The sequence below is a fragment of the Streptomyces sp. NPDC001492 genome, assembly GCF_053597275.1.
Window position 1 is genome coordinate 42392 of record NZ_JBSFHW010000019.1, and the last position, 21253, is coordinate 63644.

The 21253-nt window shown below is 71.4% G+C and carries 18 protein-coding genes and 1 pseudogene; 10 read left to right on the plus strand and 9 right to left on the minus strand.

Features of this window, described 5'->3' with window-relative positions; genetic code table 11:
- Positions 1–11 precede the first annotated feature (11 nt).
- Positions 12–1490 (plus strand): ribosome biogenesis GTPase Der, encoded by a 1479-nt coding sequence (der, locus tag ACWC1K_RS23835; RefSeq protein WP_450834038.1) that lies wholly within the window; start codon positions 12–14, stop codon positions 1488–1490.
- Positions 1491–1552: 62 nt separating this feature from the next.
- Here der and ACWC1K_RS23840 read toward each other — a convergent pair whose 3' ends face one another.
- Together ACWC1K_RS23840 and ACWC1K_RS23845 are read right to left on the minus strand one after the other, a co-directional pair.
- Positions 1553–1903, minus strand: coding sequence for a hypothetical protein (locus tag ACWC1K_RS23840; protein ID WP_450834040.1), 351 nt, complete (start codon positions 1901–1903; stop codon positions 1553–1555).
- Positions 1904–1964: 61 nt separating this feature from the next.
- Positions 1965–2747, minus strand: coding sequence for a hypothetical protein (locus ACWC1K_RS23845; protein ID WP_344404128.1), 783 nt, complete (start codon positions 2745–2747; stop codon positions 1965–1967).
- 511 nt (positions 2748–3258) lie between these two features.
- Here ACWC1K_RS23845 and ACWC1K_RS23850 point away from each other — a divergent pair.
- Together ACWC1K_RS23850 and ACWC1K_RS23855 are read left to right on the plus strand one after the other, a co-directional pair.
- The gene (locus ACWC1K_RS23850; RefSeq protein WP_450834042.1) at positions 3259–3915 is read left to right on the plus strand and encodes a transglycosylase family protein; all 657 of its coding nucleotides are present in this window, start codon (positions 3259–3261) and stop codon (positions 3913–3915) included.
- A gap of 110 nt (positions 3916–4025) precedes the next feature.
- Positions 4026–4670: a transglycosylase family protein gene (locus ACWC1K_RS23855; RefSeq protein ID WP_450834043.1), complete on the plus strand. Its 645-nt coding sequence runs from the start codon at positions 4026–4028 to the stop codon at positions 4668–4670.
- Here the strand turns inward: ACWC1K_RS23855 and ACWC1K_RS23860 are convergent.
- Genes ACWC1K_RS23860 through ACWC1K_RS23870 form a run of 3 tightly spaced genes read right to left on the minus strand, consistent with a single transcriptional unit; the run spans position 4564 to position 8531 of the window.
- A complete protein-coding gene (locus ACWC1K_RS23860) occupies positions 4564–5280 on the minus strand; it encodes an ATP-binding cassette domain-containing protein (RefSeq protein ID WP_450834044.1) in 717 nt (238 codons plus the stop codon). The two genes, ACWC1K_RS23855 and ACWC1K_RS23860, sit on opposite strands and share 107 nt — an antisense overlap.
- Positions 5277–8045: an ABC transporter permease subunit gene (locus ACWC1K_RS23865; protein WP_450834045.1), complete on the minus strand. Its 2769-nt coding sequence runs from the start codon at positions 8043–8045 to the stop codon at positions 5277–5279. Before ACWC1K_RS23865 ends, ACWC1K_RS23860 begins: the two co-directional genes overlap by 4 nt.
- Before the next feature lie 9 nt (positions 8046–8054).
- Positions 8055–8531 carry a hypothetical protein gene (locus ACWC1K_RS23870; RefSeq protein ID WP_450834047.1) on the minus strand — a complete coding sequence of 159 codons (477 nt, stop codon included), beginning with the start codon at positions 8529–8531 and terminating at the stop codon, positions 8055–8057.
- A gap of 134 nt (positions 8532–8665) precedes the next feature.
- Between ACWC1K_RS23870 and ACWC1K_RS23875 the strand changes: the two genes are divergently transcribed.
- The 4 genes from ACWC1K_RS23875 (at position 8666) to ACWC1K_RS23890 (ending at position 12513) form a co-directional block, all read left to right on the plus strand.
- Complete coding sequence (locus ACWC1K_RS23875) at positions 8666–9241, plus strand: hypothetical protein (protein WP_450834049.1); 576 nt, start codon at positions 8666–8668, stop codon at positions 9239–9241.
- Positions 9210–10511 (plus strand): ABC transporter substrate-binding protein, encoded by a 1302-nt coding sequence (locus tag ACWC1K_RS23880; RefSeq protein WP_450834051.1) that lies wholly within the window; start codon positions 9210–9212, stop codon positions 10509–10511. Before ACWC1K_RS23875 ends, ACWC1K_RS23880 begins: the two co-directional genes overlap by 32 nt.
- A 110-nt stretch (positions 10512–10621) precedes the next feature.
- Positions 10622–11431, plus strand: a complete 810-nt coding sequence (locus ACWC1K_RS23885; RefSeq protein WP_450834052.1) for a hypothetical protein — start codon at positions 10622–10624, stop codon at positions 11429–11431.
- Positions 11432–11469: 38 nt separating this feature from the next.
- Entirely contained in the window at positions 11470–12513 is a 1044-nt protein-coding gene (locus ACWC1K_RS23890) for a helix-turn-helix transcriptional regulator (protein WP_450834054.1), read from the plus strand.
- Here the strand turns inward: ACWC1K_RS23890 and ctaD are convergent.
- Positions 12512–14080: pseudogene (gene ctaD / locus ACWC1K_RS23895) on the minus strand (aa3-type cytochrome oxidase subunit I); the annotation flags it as partial. The gene ACWC1K_RS23890 and the pseudogene ctaD overlap by 2 nt on opposite strands.
- A 461-nt stretch (positions 14081–14541) precedes the next feature.
- Here ctaD and ACWC1K_RS23900 point away from each other — a divergent pair.
- Positions 14542–14757, plus strand: a complete 216-nt coding sequence (locus ACWC1K_RS23900) for an I78 family peptidase inhibitor (RefSeq protein ID WP_450834055.1) — start codon at positions 14542–14544, stop codon at positions 14755–14757.
- 80 nt (positions 14758–14837) lie between these two features.
- Here the strand turns inward: ACWC1K_RS23900 and ACWC1K_RS23905 are convergent, their stop codons facing one another.
- On the minus strand, positions 14838–15860 hold the full coding sequence (locus ACWC1K_RS23905; RefSeq protein WP_450834057.1) for a phosphatase PAP2 family protein: 1023 nt from the start codon (positions 15858–15860) through the stop codon (positions 14838–14840).
- A gap of 237 nt (positions 15861–16097) precedes the next feature.
- On the minus strand, positions 16098–17348 hold the full coding sequence (locus tag ACWC1K_RS23910; protein ID WP_450834059.1) for a mannosyltransferase family protein: 1251 nt from the start codon (positions 17346–17348) through the stop codon (positions 16098–16100).
- Between the two features lie 261 nt (positions 17349–17609).
- Here ACWC1K_RS23910 and ACWC1K_RS23915 point away from each other — a divergent pair, with 261 nt between their 5' ends.
- Both ACWC1K_RS23915 and ACWC1K_RS23920 read left to right on the plus strand, forming a co-directional pair.
- The gene (locus tag ACWC1K_RS23915) at positions 17610–19211 is read left to right on the plus strand and encodes an MFS transporter (RefSeq protein WP_450834061.1); all 1602 of its coding nucleotides are present in this window, start codon (positions 17610–17612) and stop codon (positions 19209–19211) included.
- Positions 19212–19393: 182 nt separating this feature from the next.
- Positions 19394–20584 carry an acyl-CoA dehydrogenase family protein gene (locus ACWC1K_RS23920; RefSeq protein ID WP_450834063.1) on the plus strand — a complete coding sequence of 397 codons (1191 nt, stop codon included), beginning with the start codon at positions 19394–19396 and terminating at the stop codon, positions 20582–20584.
- Between the two features lie 38 nt (positions 20585–20622).
- Here ACWC1K_RS23920 and ACWC1K_RS23925 read toward each other — a convergent pair whose 3' ends face one another.
- A complete protein-coding gene (locus ACWC1K_RS23925) occupies positions 20623–21063 on the minus strand; it encodes a cell division protein SepF (protein ID WP_450834064.1) in 441 nt (146 codons plus the stop codon).
- Positions 21064–21253 lie beyond the last annotated feature (190 nt).

Here is a 21253-nt window from a genome sequence, read left to right on the forward strand (position 1 = left end):
GTACGGACTTCATGAACGACCACATCCACTCCGACGGCTCGGGCGAGGAGCACGACCACGGAGCGCTTGGCGACGCCGAGTACGCGGACTTCATGGAGCTCGCCGCGGAAGAGGGCTTCGACCTCGAGGACGTCGAGGGTGCCATCGAGGAGGCCGGTCACGGCCCGCTGCCCGTCCTCGCCGTCGTCGGCCGGCCGAATGTCGGCAAGTCGACTCTCGTGAACCGCATCATCGGGCGGCGCGAGGCGGTCGTCGAGGACAAGCCCGGCGTCACCCGCGACCGCGTCACCTACGAGGCCGAATGGTCGGGCCGCCGCTTCAAGGTCGTCGACACCGGCGGCTGGGAGCAGGACGTCCTCGGTATCGACGCCTCCGTGGCCGCGCAGGCCGAGTACGCGATCGAGGCCGCCGACGCCGTCGTGTTCGTGGTCGACGCCAAGGTCGGCGCGACCGACACCGACGAGGCGGTCGTACGGCTGCTGCGCAAGGCCGGCAAGCCGGTGGTGCTGGCGGCCAACAAGGTCGACGGGCAGAGCGGTGAGGCGGACGCGGCCTATCTGTGGTCGCTGGGTCTCGGCGAGCCGCACCCCGTCTCCGCGCTGCACGGCCGCGGTACCGGCGACATGCTGGACGCCGTCCTGGAGGTCCTGCCGGAAGCACCCGAGCAGACCTTCGGCACCGCGATCGGCGGGCCGCGCCGCATCGCCCTGATCGGCCGCCCGAACGTCGGCAAGTCCTCCCTCCTCAACAAGGTGGCGAACGAGGAGCGCGTCGTCGTCAACGAGCTGGCGGGCACCACCCGCGACCCGGTCGACGAGCTCATCGAACTCGGCGGCGTCACCTGGAAGTTCGTCGACACCGCCGGCATCCGCAAGCGCGTCCACCTCCAGCAGGGCGCCGACTACTACGCCTCCCTGCGCACCGCGGCCGCGGTCGAGAAGGCCGAGGTCGCGGTCATCCTGATCGACGCCTCCGAGTCCATCTCGGTGCAGGACCAGCGGATCGTGACGATGGCCGTCGAGGCGGGCCGCGCGATGGTCATCGCGTACAACAAGTGGGACACCCTCGACGAGGAGCGCCGCTACTACCTGGAGCGGGAGATCGAGACCGAGTTCGGCCAGGTTTCGTGGGCGCCGCGGGTGAACGTCTCGGCGCGCACCGGCCGTCACATGGAGAAGCTGGTCCCGGCGATCGAGACCGCGCTGGCCGGCTGGGAGACCCGCGTCCCGACGGGCCGTCTGAACGCCTTCCTCGGAGAGCTGGTCGCCGCCCACCCGCACCCGATCCGCGGCGGCAAGCAGCCCCGCATCCTCTTCGGCACCCAGGCCGGCACCAAGCCCCCGCGGTTCGTGCTGTTCGCCTCCGGGTTCATCGAGGCGGGCTACCGGCGCTTCATCGAGCGCCGGCTGCGCGAGGAGTTCGGCTTCGAGGGGACGCCGATCCATATCTCGGTGCGGGTGCGCGAGAAGCGCGGCAACAAGAAGAAGTAGACGGCACATGGGGGAGGGCGGTCCCGATCGGGACCGCCCTCCCCCATGTGCCGGTGAACGTCTCAGCGGACGCCGCGCGGGCCGGGTGGCAGTGCGGCCGGTACGCGCTGCCACTGCGTCTGCTGCCGGGCGCTGTAGGCCCCGGCGCTGTAGGCGCTGTACGAGCTGCTGAACGACCCTGGCCGATGACCTCCGTGCGGGTCCGAACTGGTCGGAATGTTCCCGAAGGCGACGAACCCCAGGTTCTCCTCGCCGCTGCGGTCACCGGGCAGCGTACGGAAGGACTTGACGTACTCGGACCAGAGCGCGTCGTAGATGGGCGTGGCCGAATGGCTGCCCGAAATGTCCTGGGCCGAGCGGGCGGAGGGAATCGGCTGGAAGGACTGGCGGCGGGGGATGTCGTATGCGTGCACGTATGTCCAAACGACCCCGAACTTCAAGGGATGCGGTTGATATCCGCCTCTTTGGGTGATCTCATGTGCCCGCGAGCGGCATGGCCACGCCGACCAGCTTCCCGTTGGCCGCCGCCTTGTCCAGCGCGTCCCGCAGCAGGTCCTCGCGGGGCTGACGCCCGATGGACCCGACCGGCGCGGCGAACATGAGCACCTGCTGGTGCTTGTTGGCGGCGGCCCGCCAGCCGTCGGTCACCTGCAGCGGCTGGTGGGCCTGCCACCACGCCACCGGCTGCCCGCCGTTCGTGCCGGGCTGCAGCACGGCGTGCAGCTGGCCCATGGCGAGCAGCACCGACCAGCCGTGCAGCACCGGCGGCACCTCGGACAGCTCCATGAGCGGCATGAAGCCCTGCTCGATCAGCAGCGGCAGGAAGTCGTCACCGAGTCCGGTCGTGCCCGGCCGCACGATGGGCCCGGTCGGCTCGACGACCAGCGCCGGGTGCAACTCCCCGGCGATCAGGACGAGTCCGCTGGTCACGCCGAGCACGGCCTGCTCGGGGACGACCTGGTCGGGGTCCAGGTCCACGGTGTCCCCGGAGATGGACCGCACGGCCCCCTGGAGCTGCTCCTCGGTGACCTGGACGACCTGCGAGGGCAGGCAGGTGGCGTGGGCGAAGGCGAGGACGGCGGTCTCCTCGCCGACGAACAGGACGGTGCTGGTGCGCTCCTGTTCGGAGTCGCCCGGGGTGCGGCAGGAGGTGCAGTCGTAACTGCCGGGGGCGTTCTCTCCGGCGAGCAGCCGGTCGGCTTCTTCGTCGCCGATCTCGGCTCGTACCTCGTCGCTGACGTCGAGCATGCGCGGCACGGGTGGCTCCCCTCGGGAAGTGTGAACCGGGCGGGTCCCGGGCTCATGAAGAAGACAACGGGCGATCTGTGGCGGGAGTCACGCTTCAGGGCGAACGGAGTCGAACCATCCACCGCGCAGGGTCACCGCAGGTGCGGAATCGGACACTCATTGTCAATTCCTTGGAAATCCAAGGAAGTTGGTTGCGTGAAGTGAGTCACAGATCGTCGCGACCCATGGTCGACAAATCAGGAAATCAGCGAATTAAGTGGGTGGCCGAAAAAAGCTGATACCTGCGGTAACGGCGAACTGGCCTGGAATGACAAGCAGTTGGTTGCTGACGCCTCGACAGGCTCCTTAGATTCCTCCGCCGTGTGCAAAGAGCACCGCTCGGGAACGTCCGCCGACCGCACCAGCCAGCAGCACCAGCAGAACGCGATCACCGGCGGACGAGGCGGAGCGCGGCGACCGGCCCATGTGCCGTGAGCCCGCCCCGCCTTGGGGGAGCCCGGGTGTTTCGAGAGGGAATTACATGTCCGAGTGTGCCGATACCACCCGTGACAACGTCCGCAGGAACCGTACGACGGCGCTCATCGCCGGGGCTGCACTGCTCGCCCCGCTCGGGCTGCTGGCCGCGACCGGCAACGCCGCGGCGGCGGACGGCGGGGTGTGGGACCGCATCGCCCGGTGCGAGAGCGGCGGCAACTGGCACATCAACACCGGCAACGGCTACTACGGCGGGCTCCAGTTCTCCGCCGGCACCTGGCGCGCGTACGGCGGCACGGCCTATGCGCCGACGGCCGCCGGGGCCTCCAGGGAGCAGCAGATCGCCGTGGCCACCAAGGTCCAGCACGCCCAGGGTTGGGGCGCCTGGCCGGTCTGTTCGGCACGGGCCGGAGCGTACGGCAGCGCACCCGCGGCCTCCTCCGGCTCCGCCACCACCAAGTCCTCATCGGTCACCAAGCCGAAATCGGTCACCAAGTCGAAGCCGTCGAAGACGCCGGCGCGTTCGACGGGCCACACGGGGCGCAGTGCCTCCCGCGGCGACTACACCGTCCGCGAGGGCGACACCCTGAGCAAGATCGCCGCTCGGCACGGGACCACCTGGCAGCGGCTGTACGCCGCCAACAAGGCCGTCATCGGCTCCGACCCCGATCTGATCGTGCCCGGGCAGCAGCTCGACCTCTGAGCAGCTCCCCTCACCGAAGGGCCTCGCCCGGTCGTCCGACCGGGTGGGGCCCTTCGGCCCATCGGACGCGCCGGAGCGGTCGCGGGCCGCCCACTGCTTACCGTGGCCCGATGTTCCGCATGCACCGCACGCAGTTCGCACTCGCGCTGGCCGCCGCCCTGTTCGGCGCCCTCGTCCCCGTCACGGCGCAGGCGGCACCACCGCCACCGCTGCCGGGAACGCTGCCGGTGCGCCTGTCCTACGCCTGCGCCAAGGACCACTGGCCCTGGGGCTGCATCGCGGACTGCGAGAGCGGCGGGCGATGGGACATCAACACCGGGAACGGCTTCTACGGCGGGCTGCAGTTCCGGCAGTCCACCTGGAAGTACTTCGGCGGGCTGAAGTACGCCCGCCGTGCGGATCTCGCCAGCCGTGAGGAGCAGATCGCCGTGGCCGAGAAGGTGCTGGCCGCCCAGGGGTGGGAGACCTGGCCGGCCTGCTCCCAGCGCTACCGCCTCCAGGGGCGCGTGCACGCGGTCCACGCCGGCGAGACGCTGGTGTCGATCGCGGACAGGTACGGCGTCGACGGCGGCTGGCTGTCGCTGTACCGGGCCAACAGGGACATGGTCGGCGAGCATCCGAAGCGGCTGAACGTCGGTACGCAGCTGCTCATCCCGCGGGGCCCGGCCCGCGCCCAGGAGCCGAACCAGGACTTCGAGGCGGCCGGCCCGCCCCTGTCCGAGGACGACGCACCCGTTCGCCCGCCTCTCCGCTGAACACCACGGCGCCGCGGCGCAGTTCGTACACGATGACCCCCGCCCGGTCCCGGAGGCCGGGCGGCAGCCGCTGCTCGGCGATGACGACGCAGGCGTCGAGGGCGCCCAGCAGCTCGTAGGTGCGGGCCGCGACCGCGGGCGACATGCCCTGTGCGGGCTCGTCGACGAGCACCACGCGTGCGCGGGCCAGCAGGGCGCGGGAGAGGGCGAGCATGCGCTGCTCGCCGCCGGAGAGGGTGCCGGCGCGGCGCGCGAGCAGGGGCTCCAGCTGCGGATAGGCCTCCAGGGCGAAACCGTGGTCGCCGGCCGCCAGTTCGAGGTTCTCGTGCACGGTGAGGGAGCCGAACACGGCCTGCCGCTCGGGAACCAGACACAGGCCCCGCCGGGCCCGCTCGTACGCCGGGGTCCGGCTGACGTCGACGCCGTCCCACACCACCGCGCCGCCGGACAGCGGTACGAGGCCGGCCAGCGCGCGCAGGGCGGTCGTACGGCCGGATCCGTTGCGGCCGAGCAGGACGGTGAGGCCGGGGCCGGGGGCGGCGAGGGTCACGCCGTGCAGGGCCTCCAGGGGACCGTAACGCACGCGCGCGTGCCGCAGGGAGATGGTCATGCGCCCGCCTCCCCGGTGCCGAGGGTGTGCAGTACGTGTCCGGGTGGGCCGGAGGCGACGACACGGCCGGCCGTCATGACGTGCACGACGTCCGCGAGGTCGGCGACCAGGTCGAGGTCGTGCTCCACCACGAGGAGGGCGGTGCCGTCGGCCGCCAGTGCCTTCAGCACCCGTGCCAGGGCGGCGACCTCGGCGCTGTCCAGGCCCGCTGCGGGCTCGTCGAGCAGCAGTACGCGGGGGCCGCCCGCGAGGGCCCTGGCCAGCTCCACGCGGCGCAGTGTGCCGGTGGGGAGGTCCGCGGCGGGCCGGGTTCGTACGGGGCCGTCGAGGCCGAGCAGCCGCAACGCCCGGTCGACGGCTGCCGGATCGTGCAGCCGGCCCTGTTCGGCGCCCACGCGGACGTTCTCGGCCACCGTCAAGGACGGGAAGACGGAGAGTTGTTGGAAGGTGCGGGCGATTCCCAGGCGGGTGCGGGTGTGGGCGGCGAGCCGCGTGATGTTCCTTGGGCCCAGGCGGACTTGGCCGTGGGTGGGGTGCAGGGTGCCTGCCAGGCAGTGGAAGAGGGTGCTCTTGCCTGCCCCGTTGGGGCCGACGACGGCGGTGATCTGTCCCGGGGGGACGGTGAGGTCTACTCCGTCGAGGGCCTGGAAGCCGCCGTAGCGGGCCTGGAGTTCGTGGGCTTGGAGGGTCGGTGCGGGTGCGGGTGCGGGTGTGTGGGGGTGCACTCGGCCTTCGGCCGGGTTGGGGTTCCCACCCGCACCACCCGTGCGGCTTTCGTTGTCGGGTGCGGGTGGCCCCTGTGGAGGCTTGGCGCCGTCGGCGGCTGCGGGGTGTTTTCGTGGGGGGCCGGCGCCGTCGGCCGCTTCGGTGCCCCCCTGGCCCGTCGCTTCTGCCCGCTGCGGTCGTCGTTCCGTGGGGCGCAGCCGTGCCCGTACGCGCATCCCCAATGGCGTCAGCCGTGCCCGCCGTCGCAGCCGCAGGCCCGCCGCCGCTGCCCGCAGCGCCTCGTACGGACCGCCCGGGAAGCGGCCGACCAGCACCGCCAGTACGCCGATCAGGGCCGCCGCCACCCCGCCCCGGGCGCCCGCGTCCAGGCCCACCAGGAGGGCGGCCGCCGCCAGGGCGCCCAGGGTGCTGTCGGCGCCCAGCACCACCACGGCGGCGAACCACAGCAGGCTGCGTACCGGGTCGTAGGCGCCCGGGTCGAAGGCCCGCAGGCCCATGCCGAGCATGCCGCCGCCGAGCGCGGCCAGGGCGGCGCCCGAGACGAAGGCCAGCAGCTTGAGCGAGGGGACCCGGACCCCGGCTGCCGAGGCGCCCGACTCGTGGTCGCGCATGGCGGCCAGGGCCCGGCCCGTGCGGCCTCGGCGCAGCGCCCGCGTGGCCAGCAACGCGGCTGCCAGCAGGGCCAGTTCGAGGACGTAGTAGGCGCGGTCGCCGTCGAAGCCCGCGGGGCGGTCCAGCGAGAGGCCGGACGTGGCGTACGGCTGCGCGAAGACGAAGCGGCTCACGCCGACGCCCACCGCGAACGTCGCCAGCGCGAGGGCGAGGCCCTGGCGACCGATCGCCGGCCACCCCGTCAGGAGGCCCAGGGGAGCCACCAGGACGACCGCCACCGCCAGGGCGGCCAGCTCGGGCAGGCGCGGCAGCCCCGGGAAACGGCCCGCTGCGAGGAGGGCCGTGAACAGAGCGCCCAAGCCCGCGTAAGCGGCCTGTCCCAGGGAGATCTGGCCGCCCCGGCCGGTGACCACCACCAGGGACAGCAGGACCACGCCCAGCGCCGGCACCTGGACCGAGGTGTGCAGGTCCGAGCCCGCGAAGCCGAGCGGGAGCAGGAACAGGACGGCGGCCACGATCCCCGCGCCCGGCGGTGTCGGCACGCGCGCGGTGGCCGTGCGGGGAAGCGCGTCACGGGTGCCGATCCGCGGCAGCACCAGGGCTGCGACCAGCAGCGCCACCACGAACAGGTTCGCGCCCACCGCCCGCAGCAGAGGCTCGCCCCAGCCGGCGGGATGCAGCCGCGTCAGCTGGCTCTGCGCGATCCCGATGCCCAGCGCCACCACGACGGCCACCGGCAGGTTCCGCATCCGCGCCGCCACCGCGACCGCCACCACTTCCATCACGAGCAGCGGCAGACCGTACGGGTCCAGCCGCACGTACGGTGCCAGCAACGCCCCCGTCAGACCCGCCGTGAACGCGCCGAACGCCCAGCCCGCCGCCGCCACCCGGTCCGCGTCGATCCCGCCGAGCACCGCGAGCTGCCGGTCGTCGACCACGGCCCGCAGCTCCCGCCCGAACCGCGTCCAGCGGATCACGGCCCCGACGCCGACGGCCAGCACGAGCACCACGGCCAGCTGGCCCCAGGGGTCCTCCGAGACCAGGTCGGGGGCGTCGTCCCGGGCGCCCTGCCCCCACACCAGCGCCGCCCCGCCGACCAGCAGTACGAAGACCCCGATGGATGCCACGAGGGTCTGCGCCGGGTCGCTGCCGAGGACGGCGAGCGGCCGGAAGACGAACCGTTCCAGGACCACGCCGATCGCCGGGGCCAGGACGACGAGCGTCACCGTCGCCCCCAGCCACAGCGGCCACCCCCACTCGACCACGCACTGCCGCAGCGCATAAGCGCACACCATCGCGATCGCGCCGTGCGCGAAGTTCAGCACGCCGGTCGCGCGGTACGTCACGATCAGGCCGATCCCGGTGAGCGCGGCCGCGCTGCCGACGGAGAGGCCGGCGAGCGTCAGGTCGTACGTCAGGGAGGACATCGGGAGGCTTCAGTCGGTCTCGTCGCCGGGTTCGCAGATCGGGCACGGGCCCAGCTCGCCGCTCTGCAGCAGTTTCGCGTCGACCGGTACCGCCTCCGCCTTCCCGGAGACCAGCGGGCAGTCCGCGCGGTGCCACAGCGTGCCGCCCGGCACCATCAGCAGGTCACCGCTGACCGCCAGGGGCAGGGCGGCCGCCTGCCGGGACTCGTCGGCGTCGGCGGACTCGGCGGCGACCAGGAGGCCGTACAGCTCCTCCACGCGCGCGGCGGCGAGCGCGCCCCGGCCGTGGGTGAGCAGTACCGACCCGGCGATGATCAGCGCGGCGCCGGGAACCGTGCAGGAGGCGAGATAGGGCAGCTGACGCTCGGCGTACCGCTCACCGGAGATGCCGTACCAGCCGATGACGCACAGCACCGCACCCGCGGCGAGCGCGGCCCAGCCGGCCCACAGGACGGGGTGCACGGTCCGCAGTCGGCCTGTCCGCATCGCTGGCTCCCACAGTCGCGAGTCTGTGCATGTGCCTGTCCATGTCAGCCAATGGCTTGCACTATGCCCTTTGGAAGCTGACCCTGAAAGCACCGGGCGCACCTTGCCCGGACCGACACCCGGTGGTGAGCCAGATGGTTCTCGGGAGCGACCTCAGGCGGGGGAAGGTACGAAGGGGGCGCGGCCCAAGGGCGGCGGGACGGGGCACGGCGTTCGCGGCCGCCCTCGTTCTCATCTTCGCCCCGGTGCTCGCGGCCTGCAGCGACAACAGCGGCGGCGGGAGCGAGAGCACACCCCCCACACCGTCCGTGGAGAAGACGACGAGCGCGCCGGCCACCGCGCCCGCGGATCCGGCCGCCGCCACGAAGGAGATCAAGCAGAACTGGGCGAAGTTCTTCGACCCCAAGACGCCCGTCAAGGACAAGCTGGCGGTCCTGGAGAACGGCGACAGGATGGCACTGGTCCTGAAGGCCTTCGGCGGTGACCAGCGCGGCGGGCAGGTGCAGGCCCAGGTGACGAAGGTCGACTTCACGTCGCCCACCAAGGCGACCGTGACGTACAACCTGACCCTCAAGGGCGCCACCGCCCTGCCGAACGCCTCGGGCACGTCCGTCGAGCAGAACGGCACCTGGAAGGTCTCCGTCAACACGCTCTGCGCACTGGTCGCCATGAGCGGCAATGCCTCGGCGTCGGCGCTCCCGGGCTGCTGAGGGCGCAGCTGCCGCCGCGCTGCTGCTCCTGCCGGGCACGGCCTGCGGCAGCCGCCTGCCGGAGAGCGACTTCGAGCACGGCGGCCGGACGAACGCGCCCGCGTCCAGCAGCGGCACGCCCGTTCGCGTCGGCATCATCACCAGCGCCACCAGCCCGGTCGGCGGCAACACCTTCACCGGCCCGCGCGACGGCGCCAAGGCCTACGTCGACCGGCTCAACGCGCGCGGGGGCATCGACGGGCACCCGGTCGAGGTACGGGAGTGCGACGACGGCGGCAGCGGCGTCGGCAACAACACCTGTGTGCACCGTTTGATCGACGAGGACCAGGTCGTCGCCCTGGTCGCCACCACCGCCCTGGACTACGCGGGCGCCTCCCGCGTCTCCCACGCGCGCGTGCCCGACATCGGCGGCCAGCCCATCGGCGCCGCCTACGACACCTGGCCGCACCTCTACGGCATCTACGGCAGCCTCGCCCCGAGGAACGGCACCCCCGGCTGGGACGGCAGGCTCTACGGCGGCACGGAGGTCTACCGCTACTTCAAGCGTGAGAAGGGCGCCCGCACGGCCGCCGTCGTGTCCTACAACCAGGCCGCGTCCGCCGCCTACGCCCGTCTCGTCGAGCAGGGCCTGAAGGCCGAGGGCTACAAGGTGGTCACCGAACAGGTCGACTTCGCGCTCCCCAACTTCCGTGCCGCCGCGGCCGACCTGAAGGAGCAGGGCGCCGACCTGGTCTTCGACGCGATCGACACCCACGGCAACGCCCAGCTGTGCAAGGCGATGGACGAGGTCGGCGCCAAGGTCATCGCGAAGGTCACCAACGTGCAGAACTGGACGTCCACCGTCCCCGACGACTACAAGGACTCCCCGCGCTGCCGCAACGCCCTCTGGGCGACCGGCTCCAGCCGCAACTACGAGGACACGGGCAACGCGGCCGTACGTGAGTTCCGGGACGCGACCAAGGGCCTGAAGACGCACTCCCAGTGGCAGTTGGAGGGCTGGGCGGCCGCCATGTGGTTCACGGACGCGGCGAAGTCCTGTGCGCGGGCGGGCATCACGCGCGCGTGCGTCGACGCCTTCATGAACCGCAGTGAGCACTACACCGCGGGCGGGCTGCTGGTTCCCGTGTCCTTCGAGCGGCTGGCCGAGCCGCCGAAGGACCGCAGGACCTGTCTGTCGGTGGCCCGTTGGCGGGACGGCAGGGGATGGGTGTCCCAGGGCGACATGAACAACACCTGCTTCGACGTGCCGCAGCTCTCCTACCGGCCGTAGCCGGCCGGCGGCCGTGATCCGGTGTCGGCCGCAGTCCGGGTAAAGGGCAACCAAAGTGCCTGTTCGTCGGTCTGACAGAGAAGCACAGGACGAGAAGGGACCCGTACCGCATGACGACGGTGGCTTCGCAGTCCACACCGCTGCGCGCCGACTGCATCGCCGACTCCGCGGGCGGCCTGACCTTCGACGTCCGCGCGGTCGGGGAGACGGCCACGGCCCTGCTCGTGCTGCGCCGCCGCGACAGCCACGACGAGGTGTACCTGCCGCTGACCCCCGCGGCCGACGGCCGGCTGCGCGCCGCGCTGCCCAGCATCGTCGCCCTCCCCGAGGGCCGCTGGGACGCCTACGCGCGCGTGGACGCCGGCGAGCCGCGCCGTCTGGCGCCCGGCGTCACCGATCTGCGCTCCCTCGCCGCCCGGACCCCCAGCGGCTCCCGCGGCCACGTCGCCGTCCGCATCCCGTACGCGACCCGGCAGGGCAACCTCACCGTCCGCAGCTGGCTGCGCGCCCCGCACGCCGAGGCGGGCGAACTGCGGCTCAAGCAGGGCGTGCTGACGGTGCCGGGACGGATGTACGGCATCGGGCTCGGCCCGGACGCCCATGCCGAGCTCCGCGGCCGGCACGCGCCCGTCCCGGTGCGGCGGACCGAACTCCTCGCCGACCGCGCCGAGTTCCGCTTCAAGGTGGTCTACGGCGCCCTGGAGCCGGGCCTGTGGGACCTGTGGCTGCGGCCCGCCGGGGAGGCGGGACCGGCGGTGCGGGTCGCGCGGCTGCTCGACGACGTGGCCGACAAGAAGCCCGTGTTCACGTATCCACGCGTGCGCGTGGACGCGTCGTACGGCCCGGTGGAGGCCGCTCCCTACTACACACGGGACAACGACCTGTCCGTCTCCGTCACCGCGGTGAACCCTCCTCTTTAGGACAGCGGCGGTCCGCAACGGCTGGCAGACTCGGACCCATGTTGGAGACCTCGGCACGACTGCTGCGTCTGCTCTCGCTCCTCCAGGCCCACCGCGAGTGGTCCGGCGCCGACCTCGCCGACCGTCTCGGCGTCACCCCGCGCACCGTGCGCCGGGACGTGGACCGGCTGCGCGAGCTGGGCTACCCCGTCAACGCCAGTCCCGGCACCGGCGGCGGCTACCAGCTGGGCGCGGGCGCCGAGCTGCCGCCGCTGCTCCTGGACGACGACGAGGCGGTCGCCGTCGCCGTCGGGCTGCGCACGGCCGCCGGGCAGGGCATCGAGGGCATCGGCGAGACCTCCGTACGGGCCCTCGCCAAGCTGGAGCAGGTGCTGCCGGGCCGGCTGCGCCGGCGGGTGGGTGCCCTGAACGCGTTCACGGTGCCGATGCTGCGCGGCCCGCAGCCCTCCGCCGTCGACCCGGCCGTCCTGACCGAACTGGCCAATCTGTGCCGGGACTGCGAACGCCTGCGCTTCGAGTACAGCGACCACGAGGGTGCTTCGAGCCGCCGGACCGTCGAACCCCACCGCCTGGTGTGCTCCGAGCGCCGCTGGTACCTGGTCGCCTGGGACCTCGACCGCGCGGACTGGCGTACGTTCCGTGCCGACCGCATCACCCCGAAGCCGCCGCACGGCCCGCGCTTCGCGCCGCGCACCCCGCCCGCCGAGGACCTCGCCGCGTACGTCTCGAAGGGCGTCTCCACGCGCGCGTACGCCTCCCATGCCGTCGTCCGGCTGCTCGCGCACCTGGAGGAGGCCGCGGAGCGCATCTCGCCCTCGGCGGGGCAGCTGGAGGCGGACGGCCCGGACCGCTGCATCCTGCGCACCGGGGCGGCGAGCCTGGACGTCATGGTGATCCATGTGATGATGACCGGCTTCGACTTCGAGGTACTGGAGCCCGCCGAGCTCACCGAGGCGATCAGGACGGCCCGGGACCGGCTTTCTCGCGCTCTTCTCCCTCAGGCTCCTCGGGCGTCGCCGCGAGCTCGGGATGGTGCAGGTCGAACGCCGGGGACTCGGAGCGGATCTTCGGCAGGACCGTGAAGTTGTGCCGGGGCGGCGGGCAGGAGGTCGCCCACTCCAGGGAGCGGCCGTAGCCCCAGGGGTCGTCGGTCTCGACCTTCTCGCCGTACTTGGCGGTCTTCCAGACGTTGTAGAGGAACGGCAGCGTCGACATGCCGAGCAGGAACGCGCCGATCGTGGAGATGGTGTTGAGGGCGGTGAAGCCGTCCACCGCGAGATAGTCGGCGTACCGCCGGGGCATGCCCTCCGCGCCCAGCCAGTGCTGCACCAGGAACGTGGTGTGGAAGCCGACGAAGAGCGTCCAGAACTGGATCTTGCCCAGCCGCTCGTCGAGCATCTTCCCGGTGAACTTGGGCCACCAGAAGGAGAACCCGCCGAAGATCGCGAAGACGACCGTGCCGAACACGACGTAGTGGAAGTGCGCCACCACGAAGTAGGTGTCCGAGACATGGAAGTCCAGCGGCGGCGAGGCCAGGATCACCCCGGTCAGACCGCCGAACAGGAACGTCACCAGGAAGCCGCACGCCCACAGCATCGGCGTCTCGAAGGACAGCGAGCCCTTGATCATCGTGCCGATCCAGTTGAAGAACTTCACGCCGGTGGGCACGGCGATCAGGAACGTCATGAACGAGAAGAAGGGCAGCAGCACCGCACCGGTGACGAACATGTGGTGCGCCCACACCACCACCGACAGCCCGGTGATCGCCATCGTCGCGCCGACCAGCGTGAGATAGCCGAAGAGCGGCTTGCGGCTGAAGACCGGGAGGATCTCCGTGACGATGCCGAAGAACGGCAGCGCGATGATGTACACCTCGGGATGGCCGAAGAACCAGAACAGGTGCTGCCACAGCAGCGCCCCGCCGTTGGCCGCGTCGAAGACCTGCGCGCCGAACCGCCGGTCCGCCTCCAGACACAGCAGCGCGGCCGCGAGCACCGGGAACGCCATCAGGATCAGGATCGACGTGAAGAGCGTGTTCCAGGTGAAGATCGGCATCCGGAACATCGTCATGCCGGGGCAGCGCATCCCGATGATGGTGGTGATGAAGTTGACCGCGCCGAGGATCGTGCCGAATCCCGCCAGCGCGAGCCCCATGATCCACAGGTCGGGCCCGACTCCGGGGGAGCGCACCGCGCTGTTGAGCGGCGCGTAGGCGAACCAGCCGAAGGCGGCGGGACCGCCGGGCACGACCAGCGAGCCGAGCACGATCAGGCCGCCGAACAGGAAGAACCAGTACGACAGCATGTTCAGCCGCGGGAAGGCGACATCGGGGGAGCCGATCTGCAGCGGCATCAGCTCGTTGGCGAAGCCCGCGAACATCGGCGTCGCGAAGAGCAGCAGCATGATCGTGCCGTGCATGGTGAACAGCTGGTTGAACTGGTTGTTGTCCATGATCTGCAGCCCCGGCCGGGCGAGTTCGGCGCGCATCAGCAGCGCCATCACCCCGCCGGTGAGGAAGAACAGGAACGAGGTGATCAGGTAGAGATGCCCGATCTTCTTGTGGTCGGTGGTCGTCAGCCAGTCGACGATCACCCGCCCCTGACTGGTCGGCAGGGGTCGCGCCGCCGCCTGCACGGTCTGGGTCCCCATCGCTCGCTCGCCCCTTCGCTCGTCGCGCCCCGGGTCCGCCGAAGCCCGCGCCACCCCCGCCCGCGAGCTCACGTCATGATGCGCGCGCCGTCCCGTGCTCCGACAGGGGGCGTGCGGGGGTTATGTGCTGGAACCGTGTATTTCCTACGCGGTGTCAGCTCTCGCGAACCCGCCCGGAATCGGACCGGAAAGAAGTCCGGGATCAGTTCTCACGGCACTTTCCGACGGGTTATTCGGAGAGCGGCCGCGACACGCGGGAATTACGTTCGATTGCCTGCGGAAGGCCTAGGGAACCGGTGCGGAACCGCTCGTACGTGTGACGGCCCCGGCGCAGTGGTTGATGTCACGTGGGCCGAAACCCGTGTCGTGATCCTGTGACAGAAGTGTGACCGGAGGGGGATACGGGGCTTGTGGGACCGCCCCGCCTTCCCCGGCCGTGGGACAGGGCCTAGCGTGGCGGCATGGCACCGATTCCCACTCCGCAGGCGGAGCCCCAGGACAGCCCGGACGCGTATGTCGGCCTCGAGGCGGCCGGCGCCGAGCGGCGCGCGCGGGAGCGCGGCTGGGCCACGGTGCGCTCGCTGCCGCCGGGGGCGATCATCACGATGGAGTACCGCACGGGCCGGCTGAACTTCGAGGTGGAGGACGGCCGGGTGGTGCGGGCCTGGAAGGGCTGACGGATGACGAAGGCCCCGGTTCCGAAGGGGAACCGGGGCCTTCGCTGTGCGGGGGTGGTTGTGCGTACCGGCCCCGCTGGTCAGCCGCCTGTGAGGGGGCGGGCCGTGGAGGCCGTCGCGCCGCGCGGGATGCGGTCCGAGTGCGGCGGGCGGCGGCTGCCGGCCGGAGTGACCGGTGTGCGCTCCGAGCGGGCCGTGTGCGGGCCCGGTGCCAGGTAGACGGGTGCCCGGGCCGAGCGGGCCCCGGAGGAGACCGTCTCGCGTGCGGCGGCCTCGTCCTGCACGGTCGTACGCCGCTTGAGCAGCACCGGGGCGCCCACGGGGGCGGCCGGTGCGGTGGCACCCTTGCGGGCGCGCCAGCGGTCGCGCAGGTCGAAGAGGGCGACCTCGGCCTTGGCGATGCCCGGCTCGCACCACGGCAGGGCCAGCAGGATCAGCAGGCCGGCGGCCCAGCCGAGGAGCACGTCGCTCAGCCAGTGCGTACCGAGGTAGACGGTGGCCAGGCCCACGCCCAGGGCGGTCAGTGCGGAGAGGGCGGACAGCCAGCGGCGGGCCCTGGGGGTGGAGGCGAGGTAGGCCAGGATGCCCCAGGTCACCACGGCGTTGGCGGTGTGGCCGCTGGGGAATATATCGCCGCCCAGGCCCATCTCGTTCGAGCCGATCGTGGTCGCGTAGTGCGGTCCGAGGCGGCCCATGCCCAGCTTGGCGGCGCCCACGGTGATGTTCAGCAGCAGCAGCGAGGCGCCCAGCGTCAGCAGCGGGCGCAGGGTGTGCTGGCGCCAGGAGCGCCAGCCCAGCCAGGCCGCGACCATCACCGCGGTCGGGCCGCGCTGGCCGAGCACGACGTAGTAGTCGACGAACCAGTGGATGCCCTGCCACTGCTGGTACGGCCGGAAGAACATGACCTGCCAGTCGAAGCGGACCAGCCACGACGTGGTCACGACGAGATACACGATCGCCAGGTAGAAGGCCAGGGTCCCGGTCAGCAACGCGACCCGGTGCCGGCTCATCCTCGGCACATCGATGTGGGCCGGTCGTTCCGGCTCCCTGTCCAGTCTGGCGAACACCCGGTCCAGACGGGTGAGGTTTCGTTCGGTACGCACCCAATCGACGTTACAGCGAGTGAGGTAAGTTCTCCGTCTCTTCAGCTGCTTTGTGATGACGATGTGATGTGGGATTCCTCTCAGCAGCACGTTTATTTCCAAGGAATCCGCAATGTCCGGCGGCTGCTCCCTTCAATTCCTTTGATCATTCTGCGAATCAGTTTTATGGGGCTTACGAATTCGTTCACCGAATGCTGGGGTTGATTTCCCCGGACGCTCACCGGGCCGGCAAGTCGATCATGGAGGACCGGAGCCGTTCAGCCAGAACGCTCCGTACACGGCCGATGCCACCGCGACACCACTCACCACCAGGGCCGACCTGGACGTACGCAGCCGGGACAGGGCCAGGGCGAGGGGCAGCAGGAGCGGGAAGGCGGGGAGCAGCAGGCGCGGTTTCGAGCCGAAGTAGCTCGACGCGCACAGGGCGAGCGCGGTGACCACACCCGCGTAGACCAGCAGCGGGAGCGGCTGGCGCTGCCGTAGGCAGACGATGTACAGCCACACCACCAGGCCGACCCCGAGGACGATCCCGGCGGCCGCGAGCGCCGACGGGAACGACGTGAACTTTTCGGCGACGAAGCGGGCGAAGGCCACACCGCCGTCGAAGCCGTTGCGCCAGCCCGCCTGGACGTCCAGATAGCCCAGCGGGCCCCTGCCGGTGCGGTGGCCGACCCACAGGACGTAGCCCGCGGCGCCCAGCGGGGCCAGGAGCATGGCCAGGGCGCGACCTACGGCCGCGGGGGCGCGCGGAGGGTCCAGCACGCCGCCCGATGACCCGACGCGCTGCGCGGACGCGTCTCCGGGCGGCGCGGGAGCGCGTCCACCCGCGCGCGCGTTCGCCGCGCTTCGCTCTCGCACGAACGAGACCGCCCCGGCCGCCCACACGGCCGCGACGACGGCGAGCCCGACCGGCCGGGTCAGCCCCGCCAGCGCCGCCAGCGCGCCGGCCGCCGGCCAGCGGCCGGTCAGCACCGCGTACAGCGACCAGGCGGCGAGCGCCGTGAACAGCGACTCGCTGTACGCCATCGACTGCACGATCCCCACCGGCAGCACGGCCCACAGCAGCACCGCGCACACGCCGGCCCGGCGGTCGTACACATGTTCGGCGACCGCGAAGATCCCCCCGGCCGCCGCGAGCGAGGCGAGCAGGCTGACGACGAAACCCGCGTCGGCGTACGACAGCGGACTCACCGCCGCGAGGCCCCGCTCCAGCCAGGGCAGCAGCGGGAAGAAGGCCAGGTTCGAGTGCACGTCGCCGTTGGGCAGCCGCACCTCGTAGCCGTAACCGAGCTCGGCGACCCTCGTGTACCAGAGCGCGTCCCAGCGGGCCGTCAGCAGCGTGTACGCGCTCGTGCCGCGCGCGGCGCTCCACAGGGCCAGCGCGAGCAGGCCCAGGGCGCGCACGGCCACGTACCCGAGGAGGGCCGGGGCCGCACGGCGCAGGGCCGTCTCGCGAGGCGGCGCCACGCGTGTCACAAGGTCGGTCACGGGCTCGATTATCGACGGCCGGCGGAACCGGGAGGCCGGGCGGGGCGTGGCTCGGGTGGAGGGGGAGTGGCGTACGCCACACCGGTCTGGGCGAAGTCTGAGAGGTCCGCCACGTGACCTTTACATGAACTCGCGTACGCTGACGTGTCACTCGCCTTCGTTGCGCGGGCCGGAGACCACCGCTCCTCTCCGGCCGAGATCACGGGGAGTCCCCACCCCGTGTGCCCGCCGACCGCGAGGGAACATCTGGGAGGTACGTACATGTCCGGGACGACCACGGCCGCCGCTGCGCTGCGCCGTCGGGCGGCCGGGGCCGGTGCAAACCGCTGGGTCGTGCTCGTCGTCCTCTGCGTGAGTCTGCTGCTGGTCGCGGTCGACGCGACCGTGCTGCACGTGGCGGTCCCCGCCGTCACCGAGGACCTCAGGCCCGGCGCGATAGAACTGCTCTGGATCGTCGACGTCTACCCCCTCGTCTGCGCCTCGCTGCTGATCCTCTTCGGCACGCTCGGCGACCGGGTGGGCCGCAGGAGGATCCTGCTGCTCGGCTACGCCCTCTTCGGCCTGGCCTCCGGCCTCGCGGCCCTCGCCCACGACCCTCAGGTACTGATCCTCGCGCGGGCACTGCTCGGCGTCGGCGGCGCGATGATCATGCCCGCGACGCTCTCGATCCTCCGCCAGGTCTTCCCCGACCGGCGGGAGCGGGCCCTCGCGATCGGCGTCTGGAGCGCGGTCGCCGCGGTCGGCGCGGCGGTCGGCCCGCTGCTCGGCGGCTTCCTGCTGGAGCACTTCTGGTGGGGTTCGGTCTTCCTCGTCAACATCCCACTGATGCTGGTCAGCCTGCCGGTGGGCCGGCTGCTGCTGCCCGAGTCGCGAGGCGCCGGCGACGGCCCCTGGGACGTCGTCGGCGCACTGACGGCGGCCGCCGGGCTGTTCGGCGTGGTGCTGGGCGTCAAACGGCTGGGCGGCGGCGAGATGGGCCTCTTCACCGTGGTACCGCTCGTCGTGGGCGCCCTGCTGCTGGTCCTGTTCGTACGACGACAGCGGCGCCGTACGCATCCGCTGGTGGACCTCGGGATGTTCGCGCGGCCCGCCTTCAGCACCGCCGTGGGCTGCATCGTGCTGGCGATGCTCGCGCTGGTCGGTCTCGAGCTGATCGCGGCGCAGTATCTGCAGCTGGTGCTGGGGCTGTCTCCGCTGGAGACGGGCCTGCGACTGCTGCCACTGACCTTCGCGGCCATGGCGGCGGGGCTCGCGGGTGCCCGGATGCTGCGCCGCTTCGGCCCGCGCCGGATGGTGAGCTTCGGGTTCTGTCTCACCGCCGGGGCCGTGGTGCTGCTGACCGTGATGGGCGGGTCCGACAACGCGGGGCTGATGGTGGCCGCGTTCATGCTGCTGGGCTTCGGCCTGGAGACCACGCTCTTCGGGGCGTACGAGTCGATGCTGAGCGAGGCTCCGCCGGAGCAGGCCGGTGGGGCGGCGGCGATCGGCGAGACCTCGTACCAGCTGGGGGCGGGGATCGGTATCGCGCTGCTCGGGAGCGTGATGAACGCCGCGTACACGCCCGGACTGGCGTCCGTCCCAGGGGTTCCTTCGTCGGCCTCGGCCTCTGCGTCGCATTCGTTGGGCGAGGCGTATCAGGTTGCCGCGCAGTTGGGCGGCCCCGTGGGGGTGGCTCTGCGGCGGGCCGCGCGGGACTCCTTTGTGCACGGGCTGCATGTGACCCTGCTGGTCAGTGCGGGGTTGTTGCTGCTGGGTGCGGTGATGGCCCTGCGGTTGCCGCGGATCATGCAGTGCGGGGAGCCTGCGGTGTCTGTGGAGTTGCCGGCGCCTCGGGAAGTTGCCGACTCCAGGGTTTCGGCCTGACCGGTTTGCGGCTCCGCCGCGGGGTCGTTCGTTGTCTGCTGCGCCTTTGCGGCTGGTCGCGCGGTTCCCCGCGCCCCTAAAGGGGCGCGGCCGTACTGGACGTGCGGGACACTGCACCGTAACGTCGCTCTGGAAATCTTAACTAGCGATGCTAGTTTTCGCCGTGTGCCGGAGGGTGTCCCATGTCCGCGTCCTCGAAGCTGCCCCCCTTCGATCCCGCCGACCCGCTCGGCATCGACGACCTGCTCGACCCGGAGGACCTGGCCATCCGGGACACGGTTCGCGGTTGGGCTGCGGACCGCGTGCTCCCGTATGTCGCCGAGTGGTACGAGAAGGGGGAGCTGCCGGGCATTCGGGAGCTCGCCAAGGAGCTCGGCAGTATCGGGGCCCTCGGTATGTCGCTCGGCGGGTACGGGTGCGCGGGGGCCAGTGCCGTGCAGTACGGGCTGGCCTGTCTGGAGCTGGAGGCCGCCGATTCCGGGATCCGGTCGCTGGTCTCCGTGCAGGGGTCGCTCGCGATGTACGCCATCCACCGCTTCGGCAGCGAGGAGCAGAAGCAGCAGTGGCTGCCGCGCATGGCCGCCGGTGAGGCCATCGGGTGCTTCGGGCTGACCGAGCCCGACCACGGGTCCGACCCCGCCTCGATGCGCACGCACGCCAAGCGGGACGGCGGCGACTGGGTCCTCAACGGGCGGAAGATGTGGATCACCAACGGGTCCGTGGCGGCCGTCGCCGTGGTGTGGGCCCGGACGGAGGACGGGATCCGCGGGTTCGTCGTGCCCACCGACAGCGCCGGGTTCTCCGCGCCGGAGATCAAGCACAAGTGGTCCCTGCGGGCCAGTGTCACCAGCGAACTCGTCCTCGACGACGTACGGCTGCCCGCCGATGCCGTACTGCCGGAGGTCGTCGGCCTCAAGGGGCCGCTCAGCTGTCTCTCGCACGCCCGCTACGGGATCGTCTGGGGCGCCATGGGCGCGGCCCGCAGCAGTTTCGAGGCCGCTGTCGACTATGCGAAGTCACGGGAGCAGTTCGGGCGGCCCATCGGGGGATTCCAGCTCACCCAGGCCAAACTCGCCGACATGGCGGTCGAACTGCACAAGGGGATTCTGCTCGCCCACCATCTGGGGCGGCGCATGGATGCCGGCCGCCTGCGTCCCGAGCAGGTCAGCTTCGGCAAGCTCAACAACGTACGAGAGGCCATCGAGATCTGCCGTACCTCACGGACGATCCTCGGCGCCAACGGGATCTCGCTCGAATACCCCGTCATGCGGCACGCCACCAACCTCGAGTCGGTGCTGACCTACGAGGGCACCGTCGAGATGCACCAGCTCGTACTGGGCAAGGCGCTCACCGGACTCGACGCCTTCCGGTGAAACCCTGCGCGGGGGCAGGGCCGGTGAGCGGCCCTGCCTCAGCTCTGGTTGAAGAAACCGTCCGAACGGTGCGAGGCCGGCTCCCCGCTGATGATTTCCGTGTCGGCGGGCGTGAGCAGGAAAACGCGGTTGGAGACACGGTCGATCGAACCGCGCAGACCGAAGATGAGCCCCGCCGCGAAGTCGACGACGCGCTTGGCGTCGGACGCCTCCATGGCGGTGAGGTTCACGATGACCGGGACACCCTCGCGGAACAGCTCACCGATGGCGCGGGCGTCCCGGAAGCTGTCCGGGGTCACCGTGCCGATACGGCGGCCCTTGTCCTCGGCGGTGTCCGAAGCCACCTTGACCCGCGGGTCGGTGACCCAGGCATCCCCGGGCTGCTCGGTCCCTTCGGAGTAGTCGTCGTCGTAGTAACGCTCGTCATCGTTGTCGTCGACGAGGCCAAGCCAGGCACTCGCCTTGCGTACCGATCCCATGGACGCCTCCTCTCACAGCGGTCCTTCTTGCTTTCCGCATCCCTATGGTCATCCATGATGCGGTTGGCGCGCCAAGTGGATAGACGCCGCGCGGGGGGTTTGTGACGGTACTGGTGCAGAGCGAATCCGTCGAGAGCCCGCGTTTCCCAAGGGTCGTGCTGTACACAGATGCTGACTGTGAGTGAAATAT